Source organism: Anabaena sp. TISTR 8404 (assembly GCF_056847745.1).
The window spans coordinates 2249329-2272279 of record NZ_CP180578.1; the positions used below are offsets into that span (position 1 = coordinate 2249329).

Annotated in this window: 19 protein-coding genes; 15 read left to right on the forward strand and 4 right to left on the reverse strand. The window is 43.4% G+C overall.

Annotation, left to right across the window (positions count from 1 at the left end; translation table 11 throughout):
• The first annotated feature begins 240 nt into the window (after positions 1-240).
• The 7 genes from ACMX3D_RS09775 (at position 241) to ACMX3D_RS09805 (ending at position 10081) form a co-directional block, all read left to right on the forward strand.
• On the forward strand, positions 241-2622 hold the full coding sequence (locus tag ACMX3D_RS09775) for a phosphoketolase family protein (protein ID WP_482751225.1): 2382 nt from the start codon (positions 241-243) through the stop codon (positions 2620-2622).
• 384 nt (positions 2623-3006) lie between these two features.
• On the forward strand, positions 3007-4044 hold the full coding sequence (gap, locus tag ACMX3D_RS09780; RefSeq protein WP_482751226.1) for a type I glyceraldehyde-3-phosphate dehydrogenase: 1038 nt from the start codon (positions 3007-3009) through the stop codon (positions 4042-4044).
• 177 nt (positions 4045-4221) lie between these two features.
• On the forward strand, positions 4222-5652 hold the full coding sequence (gene pyk, locus ACMX3D_RS09785; protein ID WP_482751227.1) for a pyruvate kinase: 1431 nt from the start codon (positions 4222-4224) through the stop codon (positions 5650-5652).
• 149 nt (positions 5653-5801) lie between these two features.
• Positions 5802-6794 (forward strand): transaldolase, encoded by a 993-nt coding sequence (locus ACMX3D_RS09790; protein WP_482751228.1) that lies wholly within the window; start codon positions 5802-5804, stop codon positions 6792-6794.
• A gap of 302 nt (positions 6795-7096) precedes the next feature.
• Positions 7097-8185, forward strand: a complete 1089-nt coding sequence (locus ACMX3D_RS09795) for an AAA family ATPase (RefSeq protein ID WP_482751229.1) — start codon at positions 7097-7099, stop codon at positions 8183-8185.
• The gene (locus tag ACMX3D_RS09800; RefSeq protein WP_482751230.1) at positions 8182-8838 is read left to right on the forward strand and encodes a DUF4276 family protein; all 657 of its coding nucleotides are present in this window, start codon (positions 8182-8184) and stop codon (positions 8836-8838) included. Before ACMX3D_RS09795 ends, ACMX3D_RS09800 begins: the two co-directional genes overlap by 4 nt.
• Before the next feature lie 19 nt (positions 8839-8857).
• On the forward strand, positions 8858-10081 hold the full coding sequence (locus ACMX3D_RS09805) for an acetate kinase (RefSeq protein WP_482751231.1): 1224 nt from the start codon (positions 8858-8860) through the stop codon (positions 10079-10081).
• Positions 10082-10266: 185 nt separating this feature from the next.
• On the opposite strand, the gene ACMX3D_RS09810 is transcribed toward ACMX3D_RS09805, so the two are convergent.
• The 3 genes from ACMX3D_RS09810 to atpD all read right to left on the reverse strand — a co-directional run bounded on the left by ACMX3D_RS09810 (position 10267) and on the right by atpD (position 14543).
• On the reverse strand, positions 10267-12369 hold the full coding sequence (locus tag ACMX3D_RS09810; protein WP_482751232.1) for an SPFH domain-containing protein: 2103 nt from the start codon (positions 12367-12369) through the stop codon (positions 10267-10269).
• Positions 12370-12588: 219 nt separating this feature from the next.
• Positions 12589-13002, reverse strand: coding sequence for an ATP synthase F1 subunit epsilon (atpC, locus tag ACMX3D_RS09815; protein WP_482751233.1), 414 nt, complete (start codon positions 13000-13002; stop codon positions 12589-12591).
• Between the two features lie 92 nt (positions 13003-13094).
• Positions 13095-14543: a F0F1 ATP synthase subunit beta gene (gene atpD, locus ACMX3D_RS09820; protein WP_482751234.1), complete on the reverse strand. Its 1449-nt coding sequence runs from the start codon at positions 14541-14543 to the stop codon at positions 13095-13097.
• A 473-nt stretch (positions 14544-15016) separates the two neighbouring features.
• Here atpD and ACMX3D_RS09825 point away from each other — a divergent pair, with 473 nt between their 5' ends.
• The 7 genes from ACMX3D_RS09825 (at position 15017) to ACMX3D_RS09855 (ending at position 21926) form a co-directional block, all read left to right on the forward strand.
• Complete coding sequence (locus tag ACMX3D_RS09825; protein ID WP_482751235.1) at positions 15017-15838, forward strand: SirB1 family protein; 822 nt, start codon at positions 15017-15019, stop codon at positions 15836-15838.
• Between the two features lie 123 nt (positions 15839-15961).
• On the forward strand, positions 15962-16180 hold the full coding sequence (locus ACMX3D_RS09830; protein WP_482751236.1) for a hypothetical protein: 219 nt from the start codon (positions 15962-15964) through the stop codon (positions 16178-16180).
• Between the two features lie 51 nt (positions 16181-16231).
• A complete protein-coding gene (locus ACMX3D_RS09835; protein ID WP_482751237.1) occupies positions 16232-17155 on the forward strand; it encodes a histone deacetylase family protein in 924 nt (307 codons plus the stop codon).
• A gap of 271 nt (positions 17156-17426) precedes the next feature.
• Complete coding sequence (locus ACMX3D_RS09840; protein WP_482751238.1) at positions 17427-17849, forward strand: lysozyme inhibitor LprI family protein; 423 nt, start codon at positions 17427-17429, stop codon at positions 17847-17849.
• Positions 17850-18061: 212 nt separating this feature from the next.
• Positions 18062-19033, forward strand: a complete 972-nt coding sequence (gene hemC, locus ACMX3D_RS09845; RefSeq protein ID WP_482751239.1) for a hydroxymethylbilane synthase — start codon at positions 18062-18064, stop codon at positions 19031-19033.
• Positions 19034-19390: 357 nt separating this feature from the next.
• Positions 19391-20815 (forward strand): glycogen synthase GlgA, encoded by a 1425-nt coding sequence (gene glgA / locus ACMX3D_RS09850; RefSeq protein WP_482751240.1) that lies wholly within the window; start codon positions 19391-19393, stop codon positions 20813-20815.
• A gap of 121 nt (positions 20816-20936) precedes the next feature.
• Positions 20937-21926 (forward strand): Rpn family recombination-promoting nuclease/putative transposase, encoded by a 990-nt coding sequence (locus ACMX3D_RS09855; protein WP_482751241.1) that lies wholly within the window; start codon positions 20937-20939, stop codon positions 21924-21926.
• A 14-nt stretch (positions 21927-21940) separates the two neighbouring features.
• On the opposite strand, the gene ACMX3D_RS09860 is transcribed toward ACMX3D_RS09855, so the two are convergent.
• A complete protein-coding gene (locus ACMX3D_RS09860; RefSeq protein ID WP_482751242.1) occupies positions 21941-22357 on the reverse strand; it encodes a hypothetical protein in 417 nt (138 codons plus the stop codon).
• A gap of 157 nt (positions 22358-22514) precedes the next feature.
• On the opposite strand from ACMX3D_RS09860, the gene ACMX3D_RS09865 reads away from it, so the two are divergent.
• The gene (locus ACMX3D_RS09865; protein ID WP_482751243.1) at positions 22515-22949 is read left to right on the forward strand and encodes a transposase family protein; all 435 of its coding nucleotides are present in this window, start codon (positions 22515-22517) and stop codon (positions 22947-22949) included.
• Positions 22950-22951: the final 2 nt, after the last annotated feature.

A 22951-nucleotide genomic window follows, 5' to 3' on the forward strand; every position in this document is an offset into this window, starting at 1 on the left:
AAAAAATCTTAAAACCAGCTTTGGATTCTACTGTATCTGTTAATCTCTCAGAGAGAACATAGACAAAAATTATTCATCATTATTAAATTTTCCCACCAGCGATCGCCATAAAAAATAGTACATATTTTTCCAGATTTACGCTGGGAAAAATTTGTCATGGGTAAGATGGCCATGACTACATAGACCACTACACTAGCTTACTGAACAAAGTCAAAGTCCTGTTGTATACGGAAATTTGATATGACTTTAGCAATCTCTCCACAAACAAAGCCTTTAACAGACGCAGAATTGCAAAAAATCAACGCCTACTGGCGGGCAGCGAATTATTTGTCAGTAGGGCAAATATATTTACTCGACAATCCCCTGCTGAGAGAACCACTCAAAATAGAACACGTTAAACCCAGGCTTTTAGGACACTGGGGAACCACGCCAGGGTTGAATTTTATCTATGTTCATCTCAACCGCATCATTAAAAAATTAGATTTAGACATGATCTACATTGCCGGGCCTGGTCATGGCGGCCCTGGCTTAGTAGCGAACACTTACCTAGAAGGAACTTATAGCGAATACTACCCCAACATTTCCCAAGACGTTGAGGGGATGAAGCAGCTATTCAAACAGTTCTCTTTCCCTGGTGGGATTCCTAGCCACGTCGCCCCAGAAACCCCTGGTTCAATTCACGAAGGTGGGGAGTTGGGATATGCCTTAGTTCACGCTTACGGTGCAGCTTTTGACAATCCTGATTTGATTGTGGCGGCGGTTGTCGGTGATGGCGAAGCCGAAACTGGGGCTTTAGCAGCAAGTTGGCACTCGAACAAGTTTCTCAACCCAGTTAATGATGGGGCAGTTTTGCCGATTCTGCATCTTAACGGGTATAAAATTGCTAATCCGACAGTGTTATCACGGTTAAGTGATGAAGAATTAGAAAGTTTATTTGTAGGCTATGGCTACAAACCTTACTTTGTTGAAGGTTCCGAACCCGCCCAAGTCCATCAGCAGATGGCAGCTACATTAGATACAGTTATTTCAGAAATTCAAAACATCCAAAGAGAAGCCCGCGTACATGGTTTTCAAGAACGTCCACGCTGGCCGATGATTGTGTTACGCACCCCCAAAGGCTGGACAGGGCCAAAAGAAGTTGATGGTAAGAAAACCGAAAATTTTTGGCGATCGCATCAAGTTCCCTTTGGCGCGATCGCTCAACAACCAGAACATTTAAAATTACTAGAAGACTGGATGAAGAGTTACAAACCCGAAGAACTCTTCGACGCTAACGGCAAACTCTTACCAGAACTGGCAGAATTAGCCCCCACAGGTCTGCGTCGCATGGGCGACAATCCCCACGCCAACGGCGGTATCTTGTTGCGTGACCTGAGGATGCCTAATTTCCAAGACTATGCTGTAAATGTCACCCAACCCGGCAAAGTTGAAGCGGAAGCCACCAGAGTCATGGGGCAATTTCTGCGGGATGTGATGAAACTCAACATGGAAAGCCGAAACTTCCGCGTTTTTGGCCCTGATGAAACAGCATCAAATCGCTTAGATGCCGTGTTGGAAGTCACAGATAGAACTTGGGTGTCCAAAATCTTACCTGAAGACGAACATTTATCGCCCAACGGTCGGGTGATGGAAATTCTCAGCGAAACTTGTTGTCAAGGTTGGTTAGAAGGCTATCTTCTTACAGGTCGTCACGGGTTCTTCTCGTGCTACGAAGCATTTATCCACATCATTGACTCCATGTTCAACCAGCACGCCAAATGGTTGAAAACTACTCGTCATATTTCCTGGCGTAGACCGATCGCTTCTCTAAATTATTTACTCACCTCTCACGTTTGGCGGCAAGACCACAATGGTTTTTCCCACCAAGACCCAGGTTTTATTGACCATGTAGTCAACAAAAAATCAGAAGTTATTCGCGTTTATCTTCCCCCTGATGCCAACACTTTACTTTCCGTCACAGACCACTGCTTAAGAAGTTGTAATTATATCAACGTCATCATTGCCGGGAAGCAACCAGCACTGCAATATCTCGACATGGACGCAGCCATTAAACACTGCACCAAAGGCATTGGTATTTGGGAATGGGCAAGTAACGACCAAGGTAGTGAACCAGATGTAGTCATGGCTTGTGCGGGTGATGTGCCGACCTTAGAAACCTTGGCAGCTGTGGATATGCTACGCCAATTCTTCCCCGACTTAAAAGTCAGAGTTGTGAACGTTGTCGATTTGATGACATTACAGCCAAAAAGTGAGCATCCTCACGGTTTAAGTGCAAAAGACTTCGATACAATTTTCACAACCGACAAACCAATTATTTTCGCCTTTCATGGCTATCCTTGGTTAATTCATCGGTTAACTTATCGCCATACCAATCATCACAACCTCCATGTGCGTGGTTACAAAGAAGAAGGAACAACCACAACACCTTTTGACATGGTGGTTCTCAACGACCTCGATCGCTATCATCTAGTTATGGATGTAATTGATCGTGTGCCAAAGCTAGGCTACAAAGCAGCATACATCAAACAACATCTGCAAGATAAGCTGATCGAACACAAGCACTACATTTCTCAGTACGGCGAAGATATGCCCGAAGTTCGCAACTGGAAGTGGCCTTATTAAATTCTGAGGTGTGAAGTGTGAAGTCTGAAAAATAAAATTTCATACTTCATACTTTACACTTCCTACTTCATTCACACTTCATACTTTACAGAAACCTTAAAAGATATCTAGCAAAATGCGTTTAGGTGTCTAAGACTGTCACGATCAGCTCAGTCAGACCAAAATTAACGTGAGTTCGATGAGTACTGTTTTGACCTCACCCCCAACCCCTCTCCTACGAGGAGAGGGGAGTAAAACCCTGATTTTTCTTGACTCCTCCCTCTCCTAAAAGGCGAGGGAGGTTGGGAGGGAGAGGTCTGTCGAATTCACGTAAAATTAACCCAGCTAAATGCCGCGCTGAAACGGAGAACAGACCTGGGTTGTTCTCAACTAGGAGGTTGAATTTTGACGAAGTTAAAAGTTGGTATTAATGGATTTGGTCGTATTGGTCGGCTGGTGTTGCGTGCTGGCATTTATAATCCCAACATTGAGTTTGTCGGGATTAACGACTTAGTACCACCAGATAACCTAGCTTACCTGTTGAAATATGATTCCACTCACGGTAAGTTTAAAGGCAAGGTGGAAGCCAAGGAAGACGGCATTGTCATTGACGGACATTTTGTTCCTTGCGTATCTGTCAGAAATCCGGAAGAATTGCCTTGGGGTAAACTAGGCGCAGACTATGTAGTGGAATCTACCGGACTCTTCACTGATTATGAAGGTGCAAGCAAACACTTAAAAGCAGGTGCAAAGCGAGTTATCATCTCTGCCCCGACAAAAGACCCAGAGAGAGTTCCGACTTTGCTGATGGGTGTAAATCATGACCTATTCAACCCCAGCAAAGATTTAGTCGTTTCCAATGCTAGTTGCACTACAAATTGTCTCGCTCCCATTGCTAAAGTCATCAATGATAACTTCGGTTTAACCGAAGGGTTGATGACTACAGTTCATGCTATGACTGCTACTCAACCCACCGTAGACGGCCCCAGCAAAAAAGACTGGCGGGGTGGTCGAGGCGCAGCCCAAAATATTATTCCCTCATCCACTGGTGCAGCTAAAGCTGTGGCTTTGGTATTGCCAGAGTTAAAGGGTAAATTAACAGGGATGGCATTCCGCGTTCCTACCCCTGATGTTTCGGTAGTTGACCTCACCTTCAAGACTGCGAAAGCTACCAGTTACAAAGAAATCTGTGCGGCAATGAAGCAGGCGGCAGAAGGTGAATTAGCAGGTATTTTGGGCTATACAGACGAAGAAGTCGTATCTACAGATTTTCAGGGTGATACTCATTCCAGTATTTTCGATGCAGGTGCAGGAATTGAGTTAAACTCCAACTTCTTCAAAGTTGTTTCTTGGTATGACAACGAATGGGGCTACTCGAATCGAGTGGTAGACCTGTTATTGTCTATGGCACAGAAAGAACAACTGTTGGCTGTAGCAGCTTAAAAAGTCTGAAGTGTGAAAGCTGAAGTATAAATTTCATACTTCATACTTCATACTTCAGACTTCATAAAAAAGCGTTTTTACATACATAAGGAGAGATATGAAGCACAAGTGATATGGATGCAGCCAGCGCTTGCTCAAAGCATTTATATCGCAATATATACCTGAATCCTAATCCCTATGCGTCGAACCAAAATTATTTGCACTGTTGGCCCTGCTAGTTCTGCACCAGAAAAACTACAAGCCCTTGTCGAAGCTGGAATGAATGTAGCTAGGTTAAATTTTTCACACGGCGCTCATGAATTTCACGGACAAACGGCTAAGTATTTACGGCAAATTAGTGCCGATCGCCAAAAGCCAGTGGCAATTATGCAAGACCTTTGTGGCCCGAAAATTCGTTTAGGAGTTTTACCACCAGAAGGACTCAATGTCGAAGCTGGTGAAGAAGTCACCTTTGTCTTGCAGGAAAAAGGCAATAGTATCGACGAACTGCCTTTACCCTTGCCCACTTTGTTCGCAATGGTTAGACCTGGGGAACCGATTTTAATTAATGATGGACGCGTCAAATTAATAGTCACCGATCGCGATGCCGATAAAATTCGGGCGTTGGTGAAAATTGGCGGTTTAATTTCCACCCACAAGGGAGTAAATCTGCCAGAAACACCACTACCCGTAAGTTCGATCACCGAAAAAGACTTGATGGATTTACGCTTTGGCATTCAGTTGGGTGTGGATTTTGCGGCGGTTTCCTTTGTGCGATCGCCCCAAGATTTAGAACCGGCCCAACGCATGATCGAAGCCGCTGGGGCTGCCATCCGCTTAATTGCCAAAATCGAAAGACCAGAGGCAGTTGAGCGTTTTGACTCCATCTTACAAGTCGCTGACGGCATTATGATTGCTCGTGGCGATTTGGGGGTAGAAGTTCCAATTCACGAAGTCCCCCTGATTCAAAAAGATATTATTCACCGTTGTAATCAGGCTGGCAAACCAGTGATTACGGCTACCCAAATGCTGGAGTCAATGATTAGTTCACCAGACCCCACCCGCGCCGAAGCCACCGACGTTGCTAACTCCATTTTGGATGGTACTGATGCTGTCATGCTGTCTGGAGAAACGGCTGTCGGGCAATATCCGATTGCGGCAGTGCAAACCATGCACAACATCGCTGTACGGACAGAACAAGCTTTGCAAGAAGGTGGTAAGCATTCCTGGTGTCACGAAGCAGGTAGTCTCAGCGTTACCGAATCGGTGGCAGAAGCAGTATGTCGCATCGCTTATGAAACAGGCGCAAAGGCAATTCTTTGTAATACTACATCTGGCAGTACAGCCAAATTAGTGTCAAAATACCGTCCTTCCGCGCCGATTATTGCCCTCACCCCTGATGAAAATGCCTATCGCCAACTAGCACTTTCTTGGGGAGTAGAACCTATACTCATTCCCCCAGTTCACAACGCCGAGGAAATGTTTGTCAATGTCGTCAACACAGTGGCAGACACGGGTTTGGTGAATGAAGGCGATAAAGTGGTGATTACTTCCGGCGTTCCAATTGGTAAATCAGGCACAACTAGTTTAATCAAAGTGCATTCTATTGGACAGCCAATTCTGGCATGATGCACCTAGAATAAGGCTGAGGCTTCGCTCAGTGAAACAAGCAAGCGTTAAGAAAGATTGCCAAAATCAGAATTTTAGCGACCGTAGAGAGTGTAAATACATAGGGGAATTAGGTAAATCCTACACAAATCACCATCGCGGAGTTGATTATGTCTAAAAATTTACTAGAACAATTGCGTGAGTTAACCGTAGTAGTTGCTGATACTGGCGATATTAAAGCCATTGAAAAATTTAAACCCCAAGACGCGACCACAAACCCTTCACTGATTACTGCTGCGGCACAAATGCCAGAGTATCAGGAGATTGTTGATCAAACTTTGCTGCAAGCTAAAAAAGATGCCGACGCAGGTGCCACTCAAGCCCAAATTGTTTCCTTAGCCTTTGAACGTTTGGCAGTTTCCTTTGGTTTGAAGATTTTGCAAATCATCCCTGGTCGCGTTTCTACAGAAGTTGATGCCCGCTTGTCTTACGACACAGAAGCGACAGTTACCAAAGGTCGAGAAATAATTGCTCAGTATAAAGCAGCTGGCATTGGCCCCGAACGCGTCCTAATTAAAATTGCCAGCACCTGGGAAGGAATTAAAGCAGCAGAAATTCTAGAAAAAGAAGGTATTCACTGTAACTTAACTCTATTGTTTGGTTTGCATCAAGCGATCGCTTGTGCAGAAGCAGGTGTTACCTTAATTTCCCCCTTCGTAGGCCGCATTCTTGATTGGTATAAAAAGTCAACCGGACGCGACAGCTATCCCTCCGCTGAAGATCCCGGTGTAGTATCTGTAACAACAATCTATAACTACTATAAAAAGTTCGGTTATAAAACCGAAGTCATGGGCGCAAGCTTCCGCAATGTTGGCGAAATCACAGAGTTGGCAGGTTGCGACTTACTCACCATCTCTCCCTCTTTGTTAGGAGAATTGCAAGCCACCATCGGCGAACTACCTCGCAAACTCGACCCTTCCAAAGCAGCCAGCATGGACATTGCCAAAATCTCCATCGACAAAGCCACCTTCGACAAAATGCACGCCGAAGACCAAATGGCTTACGACAAATTAGACGAAGGTATCAAAGGATTTACCAAAGCTTTGGAAGACCTAGAAAAACTATTGGCAGAAAGACTATCTAGTTTAGAAGTAGCCGTCTAGCCATTAGACTCATTTTTTTCCGATAAGAAGGAATAACTTAACAACAAGAATTCTGGATATTCAATTCAGAATTCTTTTTTTGGCGTTGCAAAATTGAGATATGAATGTTAAAAATTTTATCTCTCAAAGTCTTAGTCTCTGAGTCTCTGCGTCTGGAGCGTGAGACACATTAATACTTTCACTCACCAACGTCTTTTTTTTAATCAATTGCATTTACTGTTTACCTTTTCACCTTCTGCCTTCTGGCTCCTGCTGTAAAATAAAACCTGTATAGACTAAGCCTGTGGTTCAGGAGACTGTTCATGACGGAGGCGCACAGTGACAAACAACTGTCGAGAATAGTTTTAAAAGGCTTTAAGTCTATTGCTGAGTGTGACGTTGAACTCTCCAGGGTGAATATTTTAATTGGGGCTAATGGGGCGGGTAAATCTAATTTTATCGGCTTTTTCCGCATGGTTCAGCAGATACTAGAACAGAACCTACAAGTTTTCGTCAGCCGTCAAGGTGGCCCTGATGCTTTATTGTACTTTGGTCGTAAAACCACAGAACAACTAGAATTTCAATTATATTTTGGCAATAACGGCTACTTTGCTACTTTAGAACCAACTCAGGATAATCGCCTAATGTTCACTTCTGAGTCTTTCTGGTGGGATCTTAGTGGTGAACGTCAAATAGGGAAAGGTCATTTCGAGACACAAGCCTTTATCGGCACAAGAACTAGAATTGATCAGTACGTTTTGCCCGTGATGCAGCAGTGGCGAGTTTATCATTTTCATGACACCAGCGACAGTGCCTACATAAAACAAGCGCACGGTATCAATGACAATGTTTACTTGCGTCCTGATGCTCGTAACCTGGCAGCTTTTTTGTATCTGTTGCGTGAGAATTATCAGAAATCTTATCAGCAAATCGTTAAAACTATTCGGCTGGTTGCGCCTTTCTTTGGTGACTTTCTCCTGCGTCCTTCTCCACAAAACAAAGAATTGATTGAACTGGAATGGTTCGAGAAAGAACAGGATATTCCCTTCAAAGCACATTTACTTTCTGATGGAACGTTGCGTTTTATCTGTTTAGCAACGGTTTTTTTACAACCGGAAGAACTTCAGCCAGAAACAATTTTAGTTGATGAGCCGGAACTTGGTCTTCATCCTTATGCAATCAAAATTTTGGCATCTTTGATAAAGACTATTTCTAAACAAGTGATTGTTTCTACCCAGTCTGTAGAATTACTCAACGAATTTGATGTTGCAGATGTAATTGTTGTTGACCGCTTGCAGGGGAAATCATTACTACGCAGGTTGGATGAGGAGGAGTTAGAGGAATGGCTAGAAGAATATAGTTTAGGCGAGTTGTGGAAGAAAAACCTCCTGGGTGGGAGACCTTCACGATGATACGAGTCCATGTTTTCGTTGAAGGTCAAACTGAGGAAACATTCGTCAGGGAACTACTCTACGAGTATTTTCAAGAAAAAGACATCTACCTCAACCCGATTTTGGTCAAAACAAGTTCTATAGGCAAGGGAGGTGTGGTAAGTTACGCCAAAATCAAGCCACAATTAGACCGCAAGTGCCGTGAAGATAAAACAGCATTCGTTACCACAATGTTTGATTTTTACGGCTTGCCCAATGACTTTCCCGGAAGGGATTCCCTGCCAAAAACTAGTGACCCGTTCCAAAAAGTTGAATATCTAGAACAGGAGATGGGTAAGGATATCGGTCACACAAATTTCATCCCCAATTTGTTGGTTCACGAATTTGAAGCGCTGCTATATAGTCAGCCACAAGTATTTGCTGAGTGGTTTGATGCCAGTGTAGTTAGTATTTTACAAGGCGATCGCAATAAATTTCTTTCACCAGAACATATTAATGATAATCCGTTAACCGCTCCCTCAAAACGAATTCTTAGGTGTTGCCAAGAATACGACAAAGTACTGCATGGTTCGTTGCTGGCTATTGAGATTGGACTAGATACAATCCGCCAGCAATGCCTGCATTTTAACCAATGGTTACTAAATCTAGAAAACATACATAAACACTCTGTGTAAGTAACAAAGGGTAAAAGTTATGAAAATCCTAGTACTAAATGCTGGTTCTAGCAGTCAAAAAAGCTGTCTGTATGAAATCGCAGATGATACTTTGCCGCAGTCAGCACCCCAACCGCTGTGGGAAGGCAAAGTCAACTGGACTCAAGACCGGGGTGTGGCAGAAATTGAGGTGAAAACAGCTTCTGGTGCTACTTTTCATGAGTCTATTTATGGGGATTCACGGCAAGCACATGTTGCTTATATGCTTTATACCCTCAGTCGTGGTGCGACTAAAGTAGTCAGCCAACTCTCAGAAATTGATGTGGTGGGACATCGTGTAGTTCATGGTGGACAAGATTACCGCCATAGTGTGGTGATTACTGAGGAAGTTAAAGGTGCGATCGCACGTCTTTCTAATCTTGCCCCAGCACACAACCCAGCAGCTTTAGAAGGTATCGAAGCCATCAAGAAAAGTTTAGGCGATGTTACTCAAGTAGCAGTATTTGATACTGGGTTTCATTCCACTTTGCCAGATGCAGCTGCGATCTATCCCGTCCCTTATGAATGGGTAGAACAAGGTATCCGCCGCTATGGGTTTCACGGTATCAGCCATCAATATTGTGCTGGGCGGGCGGCGCAAATTCTCGGTAAGGATTTAGCATCGTTGCGCATTATTAGTTGTCACTTGGGTAATGGCTGTTCGTTAGCAGCAATTAAAGATGGTCGCAGTGTTGATACAACAATGGGTTTCACACCCCTGGATGGATTGATGATGGGGAGTCGTTGCGGTTCCATCGACCCAGGAATTTTAATTTACCTAATGCGTCAATCTAATTACTCAGCGGAAAGTTTAGATTATGTGTTAAATAAAGCATCCGGCTTAAGAGGAATTTCGGGAATTTCTAGCGATTTACCTCAAGTTATTGATGCGATCGCCCAAGGGAACTACCGCGCCAAACTCGCTTGGGATATCTACGTTCATCGTTTGCGGTCTGAAATTGGGGCGATGCTGGCTAGTCTGGGCGGATTGGATGTATTGTTATTTACCGCAGGCGTAGGAGAAAAATCAGCCGGGATTCGTCAAGCAGTCTGCGAAGGCTTTGGGTTTTTGGGCTTGAAAATTGACCCAGAAAAAAATCAAAATAAGCCAGTTGATCAAGATATCGCCACCCCTGATTCTACAGTGCGAGTGTTAGTTATACATACACAAGAAGATTGGGCGATCGCACAACAATCTTGGCAAATCATGAAAAAGAATGCTTAATAAGCTAAAAAACATTTAAATTACATAACCATTCGTAAATGTTGTTCTTTGTCATTTTTTGTTAGTCATTTGTATTTACACTGGAGGAGGGACAAATGATTAAATTTTATATCTACCTGGGTTTCCAGATCCCCGACTTCTCAAAGAAGTCGGGGATATTATCGCTCATGAATTCCGAATTGGGATTACTTATCTGTCGGTAACTCCGCAACTATGGGCGAGTGATTATTGTTAGAAACTGGTGGATTATTCACAACAATTGGCTGTGGATGCAGAGGTGTTGGTGTCACTTCACCCTGCTTGGCGGTTTGATTCCATAAAATCATCGATAATAAACCATCGACTAAGCCATTGTTACTACCGTTACCACTGACCAAAACTTCGGGAATTAAACGGACGTTGCGATCGCCTATAATTTGCATCAGTTGCATTGCTGTATAACCCTGTGGCCCCAAGGCTTCTACACCTGCGCGGTAGGTTTCGGCTTTGGCGTTACCTGTGGCGCGAATCCCTTCGGCTTCGGCTATGGCACGTAATTTTATACCTTCTGCTTCCCCAGTTGCTTGTTGAATTTGGGCTTGGGCTTTGAGTTCTGCAATTTGTACGCTTTTTTCCGATTTCACCATTTCTTGTTGGATATCAGCCAGTGCTGTTTCCCGCACAAGTTGTTGGCGTTGGGTTTGGGCTACTTGCTGCACTTCGTAGGTTTTGCGTTGTTCTTCGGCAATTTTGCGGTCAGTTTGGGTTTGCATTAAGGATGCTGGTGGTTGAATATCACCAATTAAGGTGTCGATCGCTTGCACATCATAAGCGCGTAATGCAGCTCTAATATATTCAGCCGCTTCCGCTTGGCGATCGCTCCGGGCGGTGAGAAAGTCGAGTACAGTATAGTCTTGGGCTGAGTTGCGGAAATAGTTACCAATTGTCGGTTCTAATACATGGTCTACTAGATTTTGCATAGAACCTACACGAGAAATTACCTTTGGTGCATCCAAAGCACCCACATGAATAATTTGGGCTACTTCCAAATCGAAAGCAAAACCATCACGCGATCGCACTGTCAAGGAAGCTAAATGAGCATCATAGCTGTGGCGTTCAGTACGGCTTGACCAGTTCAACACGATGTTAGTCGTAGGAACCAACTCAATTTTCATAATTCGAGAGTTGATTGGATGTTTGCCCGGATATAACGGTTCTATCCACACACCTTTGTGTCCAGGATTAACTAAGTTACCGTGAGTGAAGGTTGCGCCACTCACATCTTCTTGAGATTGACCGACGAAAGAAATGACCACGCCTACATAGCCAATAGGAATTTCGGACATTGGTACTTGCTCAACCTGAACAAACCAGGGGTTAAGGTTCCAAGAACCAGATAAAAGTATTTGCTCTTGTAAACCTCTGCGTCCGCCAGCATCGAGAAATTTTTGACCATTCTGGAAATTGTCGTGTCCGGGAATCATTGGCCCAGCAATTTCACCAGCCGGAATTGGTAAACCATCTAAAGTGGTGACAATGCCAACTTTATCTGATGCGACGCTATACACCCGCAACTGTTCGGCGTGCATATCATTGTTTTTGGCATTAGCTGCCATGATTACTCGAAACAGCGCGGTGTTAATTCGGTAAGTACCAGCGGTGAGAAAACCCATTTGACGGCCTTTTTCTCCGCCGTGAGTTAGGAATTTTCGCGCATCTTGAAAATTGTCACAATCAACAATTTTCCCCAAAATCCGTTCTGGTGGGTTGGATGCGCCATCTGCGGCTACAATCAGAGCGATTTCACCTTGGGGAACAACCACTACTGATTCTTTACGAACTGAATATTGCCAAGGCCAGTAACCCCAGTGCCAACCAGGTGCAAGGGTATCAGCTTGCAAACCAGCCTCACCGTTAAGAGCTATCAATCGTCCGGCTGGTAGTCCCCGTCCAGAAAGGGCAAATTTTTTCACGACAATGCCAACTTCTCGTTCGCCAATCACTACTAATCCGCCAAAAAACAACGGCACAAATACAACAATGCCACCAAGCACCACTATGGGAATCAATGGTGCTATCTGCATTGCTTGATAGGAAGGCTGAGTTGTTGCTGTGTTGGTAGTAACGGTTTGTTTTTGGCTGAGGTTGACTGATCCTGAAGCGATTTCTACTGAATTTTGTGTTTTTATGGAAGCCGCATTGACTGAATTTATACCGCCCGTGACAGCTAAGGCTGCTAATGCCGACAATCCCAAACGAACTAATTTATTTTGTTTACTCTTACCAAGGGAAGATGAAAAACTTTTCATATTATGCGCCCTTTTGGGCAACTAATCATCTAAGTTAGCACTTCACTTGGCGAGGTCTAATTTTCTTAAACTTGGTGTAATTTTTTTTTCAAAATCCAATACTAATTTTTCTGCTGTCGGCTGCTCTAATAATGGAATATTCATAACCATACTTCCTAAAAAAAATTTGTAGAGCAAGCAGATAGCCTACTCTACAAAATTGAAAATTACGAGCAATGTTTATATCAAACCGCCAGCAGCTTGAAAACGAGCGCGGGCGCGTTTGAAGGCTTGGTTTGCTTGGATTTGAGCTTGCCGATCGCCTGCTGGAACTTGAGCCAGGCGGGTTTGAGCTTCGTTGTAAGCTGTGCGTGCGCTTTCTAGGTCAATAGCGTCGCCACGTTCCGCGCCATTTACTAGAATTGTCACTTCATTTGCTTCTACTTCTGCGAAACCACCCAAAAGTGCGATCGCTTGCCAGTTGGTATTTTTGCCGGCACGAACACGCATTACCCCTGTATCCAGGGCGGTTAACAGTGGTGCGTGTCCACTAAGGATACCTAGCTGACCAGTTGTACTGGGTAAAACTACTTCTTCAGCTTCAGCATCCCAGATTGTTTTGTCTGGGGAAATTACACGAACGGTTAATGTCATAAGCTTGTCAATAGTCAATAGTCAAGGGTCAATAGTTAGGAGTCAATAGTCAAATTGCTTTGGACTATTGACTTTGGACTTTTGACTAATTTCTAGCCTTTGAGCTTTTGGGCTTTGGCGATCGCTTCGTTGATATCGCCTACCAAGTAGAAGGCTTGTTCTGGCAGATCATCTAATTCACCAGACAGAATCTTCTGGAAGCCTTTGATGGTGTCTTCCAATTTCACGTATTTACCAGGAGAACCGGTGAATACTTCTGCTACGAAGAAGGGCTGAGACAAGAAACGCTCAATCTTCCGAGCGCGTGCTACAGTCAGACGGTCATCTTCAGACAATTCATCTAGACCGAGAATTGCGATGATGTCTTGTAATTCTTTGTAGCGTTGTAAGGTTGCTTGCACAGCGCGAGCAGTGTTGTAGTGTTCGTCACCTACAATGTTGGGCTGCAACATTGTAGAAGTAGAACCCAGTGGATCAACCGCAGGATAAATACCTTTAGCAGCCAAACCACGAGACAGTACTGTTGTACCATCCAAGTGAGCGAAAGTGGTTGCAGGTGCGGGGTCTGTCAAGTCGTCCGCAGGTACATACACCGCTTGAATAGAGGTGATAGAACCTTCTGTTGTTGAAGTAATCCGTTCTTGCAGCGCACCTACGTCAGTACCCAGTGTAGGTTGATATCCTACCGCAGAGGGCATCCGACCTAACAGCGCGGATACCTCCGAACCAGCTTGTACAAAGCGGAAGATGTTGTCAACAAACAGTAGTACGTCTTGCTTGTTCACATCACGGAAGTACTCAGCCATTGTCAAACCAGACAAACCAACCCGCATTCTCGCTCCGGGTGGTTCGTTCATTTGACCGTAAACCAGCGCGATTTTTGATTCGTTGAGGTTGTCTTTGTTGATAACCCCAGATTCAATCATTTCGTTGTAGAGGTCGTTCCCTTCACGGGTACGCTCACCTACACCAGCAAATACGGATACACCGCCGTGCTGGGTAGCGATGTTGTTAATCAACTCCATCATGATCACGGTCTTGCCGACACCTGCACCGCCGAACAGACCAATCTTACCGCCACGTCGATAGGGAGTTAGCAGGTCAACAACCTTAATTCCAGTCTCGAAAACGGAAGGTTTGGTTTCCAGGTCAGTTAGTTTAGGAGCGTCACGGTGGATAGGTAAGGTTTCCTCCGTGTTGACTGGCCCTCTGTTATCCACAGGTTCGCCAAGGACGTTAAAAATCCGACCCAGGGTAGCTTTACCCACTGGTACGCTGATGGGAGCGCCTGTATCGACAACTTCCAAGCCGCGTACCAGACCATCGGTGGAACTCATCGCAACGGCGCGAACTTGGTTGTCGCCCAGCAGTTGCTGTACTTCGATGGTGAGGTTGATTTCTTGTCCAGCTTCGTTAGTGCCTTTGATGGTCAAAGCGTTGTAGATTTGCGGTAATTTGCCGCTAGGGAATTTAACGTCTACAACTGGACCAATGATTTGGGTAATGTAGCCTATGTTTGTTTTTTCTGCGGTGGTGACCATGCTGAGCCTAATGATTGAAGCTATATTTCAGATGAGGTCGTTGATGACAAAAGATTAAGCAATGTCATCTTTCACTGTAGCACCGGAAGGGGACATAACTCCGTTAGTAATTCCTTAAGACCAGTGTTTTGTTTTGGATATGAAGCTAGAAACAAAAAACACCGCTTCACCTGTATTCTGACACGGTAGCTACAAATTCGAGGGAAAATTTATTTATGCTTTAGTTTTCAGTTTCTGACGTTTACACAATTTCACGAAAATCCTGATACAAATTCATGGGTTGTTTACTCTTTCCCCCTGCGCCCTGCTCCGTATTTTTACAGAAAAGCCTTATCCTGATGTTAAATATTGAAATCTACCTACTTAATTCTGCGTCTTTACTTGAATGCTCTTCACTTAAGATAGAAGTAAGTGCAAAAATCGCTTAGTCCCTATTTGCTCTAGCTTCATAATATTTACAGCAGAATTTGCTTATGAATTTCTCGTCAGCAAGACAATATTTTTACCAAGAGATTCAGCAACCTGACGAGTATATTAACTTGGCCAAGGCAGGGTTGTACATTGCCCAAGAAGAATATCCCAATCTTGACCCGGAAGAATATCTCAATGCCCTCGATACAATGGCACAAGAGGTTCAAGAACGTTTACCTGCTTCACGTTATCCGCTGCGGTTGATTCAAAGCTTGAATCAGTATCTTTATGATGACTTGGGATTTACTGGCAATCAGACCAACTATTATGACCCCCGCAACAGCTTTTTAAATGATGTGATTGACCGTCGAACGGGAATTCCAATTACTTTAGCATTGGTTTACCTAGAGATTGCCCAGAGGATTGACTTCCCAATGGTGGGTATAGGTTTGCCAGGACATTTTTTGATCCGTCCAGATATTCCAGATATGGAAATTTTTGTTGATGCTTTTAATCGTGGTGAGGTGATGTTTGCAGAAGACTGCCAGGAAAAACTGACTCAAATGTTTCAGCAACCTGTCAGTCTTAAACCCGAATATTTAGCAACTGTTAGCAATCGGCAATTTTTAGCCCGGATGCTGACGAATTTAAAATACATATATCTTAAACAGCAAGATTTGGGAAAAACTCTGGCTGCGGTAGAACGAATTTTATTGCTATTTCCGACTGCGATGTTAGAAATTCGCGATCGCGGTCTGCTTTACTATCAACTTGGGCATCACCCCCAGGCTGCTGAAGACTTGCAAAATTACCTTTCTAAGGTTCCTGATGCTGAAGATGCAGCTGTGATTCGGCGGTTACTTACCGAAATGGGTAAATATTGAATACCTTATTATTTCTGATTGGTGGGATTCAATCTCAGTCAAATGGCAATTTAAGCCTCAAGACAGTGTGTGCTTGGCAACTGCATTACTTAAGCTGAGTTTAGAAATGTGGAGACAAAATTCATGGATAAGCGAACAGTTCCCAGCCAAGCCCAAAAAATGAATCCTGAAGGCGACGAATCGCAATTAAGTCCAGAAACACTAGACAAAATCAAACATCCAGCGAAAATGGATGATGTCATTCGAGAACAATCAGCAGAAGAACGCAGAAGCAACCCGGCTTTAGTTCCTGAAATGTTGGATGAACCAACTGATGAAATTATTGGCTTTACACAAGAGTAGCAATGCTACTGGAAGCTACAATGGCATTCAGTAACTTGATGATTGCCACCTATGCTACCAGTCATCTATTCTGATGAGTTTTTGAATCACAAGACGGGAAATTATCATCCAGAAAAACCAGAACGTCTGACGGCGATTGTTCAAGCTTTAAAAGAAGCTGAGTTTGCCGAAAAGATTGCTTGGCGATCGCCTACTCCAGTCTCCGACAAACCATCACTGATGTCTTTGTTATTACAAGCCCACAGTCCAGCTTACGTAAAAAAGCTTGGAGAAATTTCTGCTACTGGCGGAGGCTATCTCGATGGTGATACACCAGTTTCACCCCATAGCTATGATGTGGCGTTGTTGGCGGTGAGTGCTTGGTTAGATGGTGTTGATATTGTACTAACTACAGAAAATCCGGCGTTTGTGCTGGCGCGTCCACCAGGGCATCATGCTGAAAGTAATGCAGGGATGGGTTTTTGTTTATTTTCTAATGCAGCGATCGCAGCTTTTTATGCTTTAGAACAAGCAGAAATTAACCGTGTTGCTATTCTTGATTGGGATGTACATCATGGTAACGGAACTCAGGCGATCGTAGAATCTCACCCACAAATTGCCTACTGTTCTCTACATCAGTATCCTTGCTATCCCGGCACTGGTAAAGCTTCTGAACGTGGTCATCATCATAACGTCCTAAATGTGCCACTGCCACCCGGTAGTGATATCGCCGTCTATCGCCCAATTTGGGAAAACAAGATACTCCCATTCTTACAAAACTTTCAAGCTGATTTATTAATTGTTAGCGCTGGTTACGATGCTAATGCCGCAGATCCTTTGGCAAGCATGAATTTACTCCCAGAAGATTATGGTTTATTTACAGAGTATTGTTTAGGTGTAACTCGTAAAATTCTCTTTGGCTTAGAAGGCGGTTATGATTTTTCTACGCTTTCTCAGTCTGTCTTAGCCACAATTGAACGCTGTTTATTGAATTGAATAGAGACTAGGGGCTAGAGGCTAGAGACTAGAAGTTAGGATTTTTCACTCAGAGAAATCTGACAAATTTTTGATGTTTTATTTGAGGCTTGTAGATTGAATTTGTGTTCTTGTAATCCAAACATTAATTGCTCTGTTTGAGTATATAGCAATTAGTATTATATTTTACAAATCTTATTATTGAAGCCTACTTCGGGTATACCATAAAATATCTATAATCAGAGGTTGTTTATTCTATCTACGGTTAGTAATACTTAAGAAAAAAAATACTATGCGTCATTTATCACTTTATTTTGTCAGTATATTAACCGTAAGCAGTTTGAACGCCAGTACTGTAACGCTGGCTAATACACCAACCCAGCTTGCAAAAACACATCTAGCGCAAAAATTCAACTGCAATGATCCTCAAACTCAATTAGAAATTAATATCTGCTCTCAGTTGGCATATCAAAATGCTGATAAAAAATTGAACCAAGTTTATAAACAACTGCTACCAAAGTTATCAAAGTCTAGGCAACAAAAATTAATTGCTGCACAGTCAGCATGGATTAAGTTTCGTGATACTAGTTGCGAGTTTGAGAGAAGTGCATACGAAGGAGGAAGTATTGCTCCCGCTATTTATTCTGCCTGCTTGGAAGAAATAACAAAACAGCGCACTCAACAATTACGCAAATATCTTCAACATGATAATTAATAACTAGAAGACAGGATGTAGAAGGGAAAAGTATTTTCTGAAGCAGTTTTTTTGGGCTGACACTCTACCTAAATTACTTGTTTTTTGTAAAAAAATGTAAAGTGAATTAAAAATAAAATTGCTTTTAATGAAGCGATCGCAATCCGCGAAGTCACTCACTGCGGTAGTCTAGATGAGAGTGAATATATCGCCTGGTTTGACATAACGTTATTATGACTTCAGTTGTTTCCAGTGCAACCCGCACTATTCGTATTGGTTCTCGTAAAAGTCAACTTGCTCTAGTTCAGACATACTGGGTAAGAGAGCAATTACAAAAAAGCTTCCCAGATATCAATTTTGAAGTCCACACCATGTCTACCCAAGGCGACAAAATCCTGGATGTAGCATTGGCGAAAATTGGTGATAAAGGGCTATTTACAAAAGAACTGGAACTGGGAATGATCAACCAGGAAATTGACTTTGCGGTTCATTCTCTCAAAGACCTGCCGACTAATTTACCAGAAGGCTTAACACTAGCGGCAATCACCGAACGGGAAAATCCCGCCGATGCCTTAGTTGTACATGAAAATTACAAGGACAAGCAAATTGAAACACTGCCTGAAGGTGCAGTAATTGGGACATCTTCACTGCGAAGACTAGCACAGTTACGCAATCGTTTTCCCCACTTTACCTTTAAAGATGTGCGCGGCAACTTGAATACCCGCTTGGCAAAATTAGATGCTGGTGAATACGATGCCCTAATTTTAGCAGCAGCAGGTTTGCAACGCTTAGGCATGGGCGATCGCGTGCATCAAATTCTCCCCAAAGAAGTTTCACTCCATGCTGTGGGACAAGGTGCATTAGGGATAGAATGTCGCGCTGATGATACAGATTTGATATCCTTACTCAAAGCCATTGAACATCCTGAAACACGCGATCGCTGTTTAGCAGAAAGAGCATTTTTACGTGACCTCGAAGGTGGTTGTCAAGTACCTATCGGTGTAAATACAGAAATTAATGATGGCAATTTAACCCTCACAGGTATAGTCGCCAGTGTAGATGGTCAAAAATTGGTCAAAGATACCGTAACAGGCGCAGCCAGCAACGCCGAAGCATTAGGTACAGAATTAGCCAACCGCCTGCGGCAACAAGGCGCACAAGAAATTCTGGAGGAAATCTTCGCCGAAATCCAACGGGGTTCTTAGAAATACTGGCAAACAGATGTGGTTAGATAAGAAGTGAGTCAATCAATTTTAGATTTTGGATTTTAGATTTTAGATTGACTCAGCCCACCTTTGGGAAGCAGCTTGAAAATTGGAGAAAAAACGATTTTAGATTTGTTCCACCTACAAGAAAATGGAGCATTAATTTAAAATTCCTTCTAATCCAAAATTTAAAATCTAAAATTCGGTGAGTCCAAAGGATGAAGTGTAAAGGATAAAAAAATCGGCAAATTTTTTCCGAGATTTCTACCATTCTTTGATTAAGAGTACCTTTATACTTCAGACTTCATACTTCAGACTTGTGAAAATATAGGCAGAACCGGGGAAACAACAAAGACCATGCGGATTCTATTCGTTGCAGCAGAAGCAGCTCCCGTTGCGAAAGTAGGAGGAATGGGTGATGTTGTGGGAGCATTACCTAAAGTCTTAAGAGAAATGGGGCATGATGTCCGGATATTCCTGCCTTACTACGGGTTTTTAGCAGACAAAATGGAAATCCCTAAAGACCCGATTTGGTGGGGATATGCCATGTTTCAGGACTTTGCAGTTTACGAAAGTGTACTGCCTGGTACTGATGTTCCCTTGTATTTATTTGGACATCCTGCTTTCGACCCCCGCCGCATCTATGGGGGAGAAGACGAAGATTGGCGATTCACCTTTTTTGCGAATGGTGCGGCTGAGTTCTGCTGGAATTACTGGAAGCCAGATATCATCCACTGTCATGATTGGCATACAGGGATGATTCCCGTATGGATGCATCAATCTCCAGATATCACCACTGTGTTCACTATTCATAACCTGGCTTATCAAGGGCCGTGGCGTTGGTATCTGGAGAAAATTACTTGGTGTCCTTGGTATATGCAAGGACACAACACAATGGCAGCTGCGGTGCAATTTGCAGACAGGGTGAATACCGTTTCCCCAACTTATGCCGAACAAATTAAGACACCTGCTTACGGTGAAAAAATCGAAGGTTTGCTGTCATTCATCAGTGGTAAGTTATCAGGGATTGTTAATGGTATAGATACAGACGTTTACAATCCAGCCGACGATAAATATATTACTCAACCCTTCACTACTGACACCCTAGAACAACGTAGGAAGAACAAAGTTTCTTTACAAGAAGAAATGGGGTTAGAAGTCAACTCCAGCGCCTTTTTGATTGGGATGGTAACTCGATTAGTCGAGCAAAAAGGCTTAGATTTGGTCATTCAAATTTTAGACCGCTTCATGGCATATACAGATGCTCAATTTGTGTTGTTAGGGACAGGCGATCGCTATTATGAAAGTCAAATGTGGCAATTAGCATCGCGCTATCCCGGACGTATGGCAACTTATCTGTTGTATAACGATGCTTTATCTCGCCGTATCTATGCGGGTTCTGATGCTTTCTTAATGCCCAGCCGTTTTGAACCTTGCGGTATCAGCCAAATGATGGCTATGCGTTACGGTTCAGTTCCCATCGTCCGCCGTACCGGAGGATTAGTTGACACTGTATCGCACCACGACCCAATCAACGAAGCTGGGACAGGTTATTGCTTCGACCGCTACGAACCATTGGACTTGTTTACCTGCATGATCCGCGCTTGGGAAGGTTTTCGTTACAAACCCCAGTGGAAGGAACTGCAAAAACGCGGCATGAATCAAGACTTTAGCTGGTATCGCTCTGCTAAGCAGTACGATAAGCTGTATCGCTCAATGTATGGCTTACCAGACCCAGAGGAAGAACAAGCATCACAAGCAGAATTGGTTTTGAATCAGTAAGATTTTTAAACGCAAAGTGGCGCAGAGTTAAACGCAGAGGAACGCAGAGAGTTTTTGTTGTTCATCTGCGTTCATCTATCTTCATCAGCGGTTAATTATTCTCTAGATTTTTAGACATGAAATGACCGAGGAACGAGAAAGAGCCGATAATGATTCGCCTTGGAAGGAAATTTTAGAAGCATACTTTCCCCAAGCGATGCAGTTTTTCTTCCCACAAACAGCAGCACTGATTAATTGGCAACGTCCCCACGAGTTTCTTGATAAGGAATTTCAGCAAATTACCCGCGAAGCCGAAGTTGGGAGAAGATACGCAGATAAGTTAGTTAAAGTCTGGCTTCTTGAGGGTGAGGAAATTTGGCTGTTGATTCACGTCGAAATCCAAGCCAAAGCAGAAGATACTTTTGCCGAAAGAATGTTTACTTATAACCTGCGAATTTTTGATAAATTTGCTAAACCAGCCATTAGCCTAGCAATTTTGTGCGATGCTGACTTCTCTTGGCGACCAAATCAATACAGTTACAACTATCCTGATTGTGGACTGCATTTTCGATTTGGCACTGTCAAACTGCTGGATTATCAAAATCGCTGGTCAGAATTAGAAACCAGCGATAATCCTTTTGCGACGGTGGTAATGGCACATTTAAAGACACAGCAAACTAGCAAACAGCCAGGAGAACGTAAAAATTGGAAATTCAGCTTAATTCGACGTTTATATGAGCAAGGACTACAAGAAAGGGATATTCGTAACCTCTATCGTTTTATCGATTGGGTTATGATTTTACCAAAAGCCTTAGAAGCAGAGTTTTGGCAAGAGTTTAAACAATTCGAGCAGGAGCGTAGCATGAGTTACATTACCACGGGAGAGCGCATTGGCTACGAGCGCGGTAAGGAAGAAGGAAAATTGGAAGGGAAACTGGAGGGACAACTGGAACAAGCACAAGCACTTGTTTTAAGACAACTGCAAAAACGGTTGGGAGATTTACCCCAAGAAGTTCGCCAACGGATTCAAAGTCTTTCGCTAGAACAGTTGGAAGCACTGGGTGAGGCTTTACTAGATTTTAGTGCGATCGCTGATTTACTCCACTGGTTACAAGCAAATCAAACAGTATAGTTTAAGTTTTGTAACTAATAAAAGTAAAAAATAATCCTCACTTCTTTTGGCGAACCTAAAAGTAATAATTCTCCAAAAAGATAATCAAGAAACTCAGAACCAACAAATTCTCTATAACTTTCTACCCAACTGACTTGTACAATATCCGAGTCAGGAAGATAATTCGAGTTTAGAGAATAGCAGTGCGCGTTTTCTGGCCATTGTTCGTAAGGAAATGGTTGATTACTAGAAAACAAATTCGTGTACTGTGGTTCAACCAATCCGTAGAATGTAATAGGTTGTTCCCAATTAAAATTGATCAGTTCTTGAACCAAAAGCCAAGACGCATTCCAACAATCATCATCTTCAATATAAGTTTTCAAAAAAGGTGAAAGGTCTTGTGGAAGACCTCGTGGTCGAGATATAGGTCTGATATCTGCACCATACTGCAAAAATCTTTCTCGGCGGACACCTGCTAGAACAGCAAAAAACTCATAATGTCTGCCTATATCTATTAGACCTCCTGCATGAATAGTGAGACGGTGTGCCAGTTGGCGATCGCAGATAGGACAATGAAGATAGTGGGAGCATCTGCGTGGAGGAGAAAAGATGGCTTATAGCGAGCTACAACCGCTTTCGGATGGTAAGTTCAAACGCTTGTGTGGGGTTAGTCGGAGTACCTTTGCGGAAATGGTGGAGGTATTAAACCCACATTTGAACCGTCAGGGACAACGGGGTGGACAGGCTAAACTGAGCGTGGAAGATCAGTTGTTGGTGGCATTGGAGTATTGGCGAGAGTATCGCACTCAGTTTCACATTGGCGTGAGATGGGGGTTGCATGAGACAACAGTGGGACGGATTGTACGAAAAGTGGAAGACCTGCTGGTTAAGTGCGGTAAGTTCCGACTACCTAGCCAGAGGCAATTGTATCAACCTGGGTGGGAGTGGAAAGTTATGATGGTCGATGTGGGGGAGATAGCCATTGAGCGCCCTAAAAAAAACAGAAACGCTACTATAGTGGCAAGCAAAAGCGTCACACGCTAAAA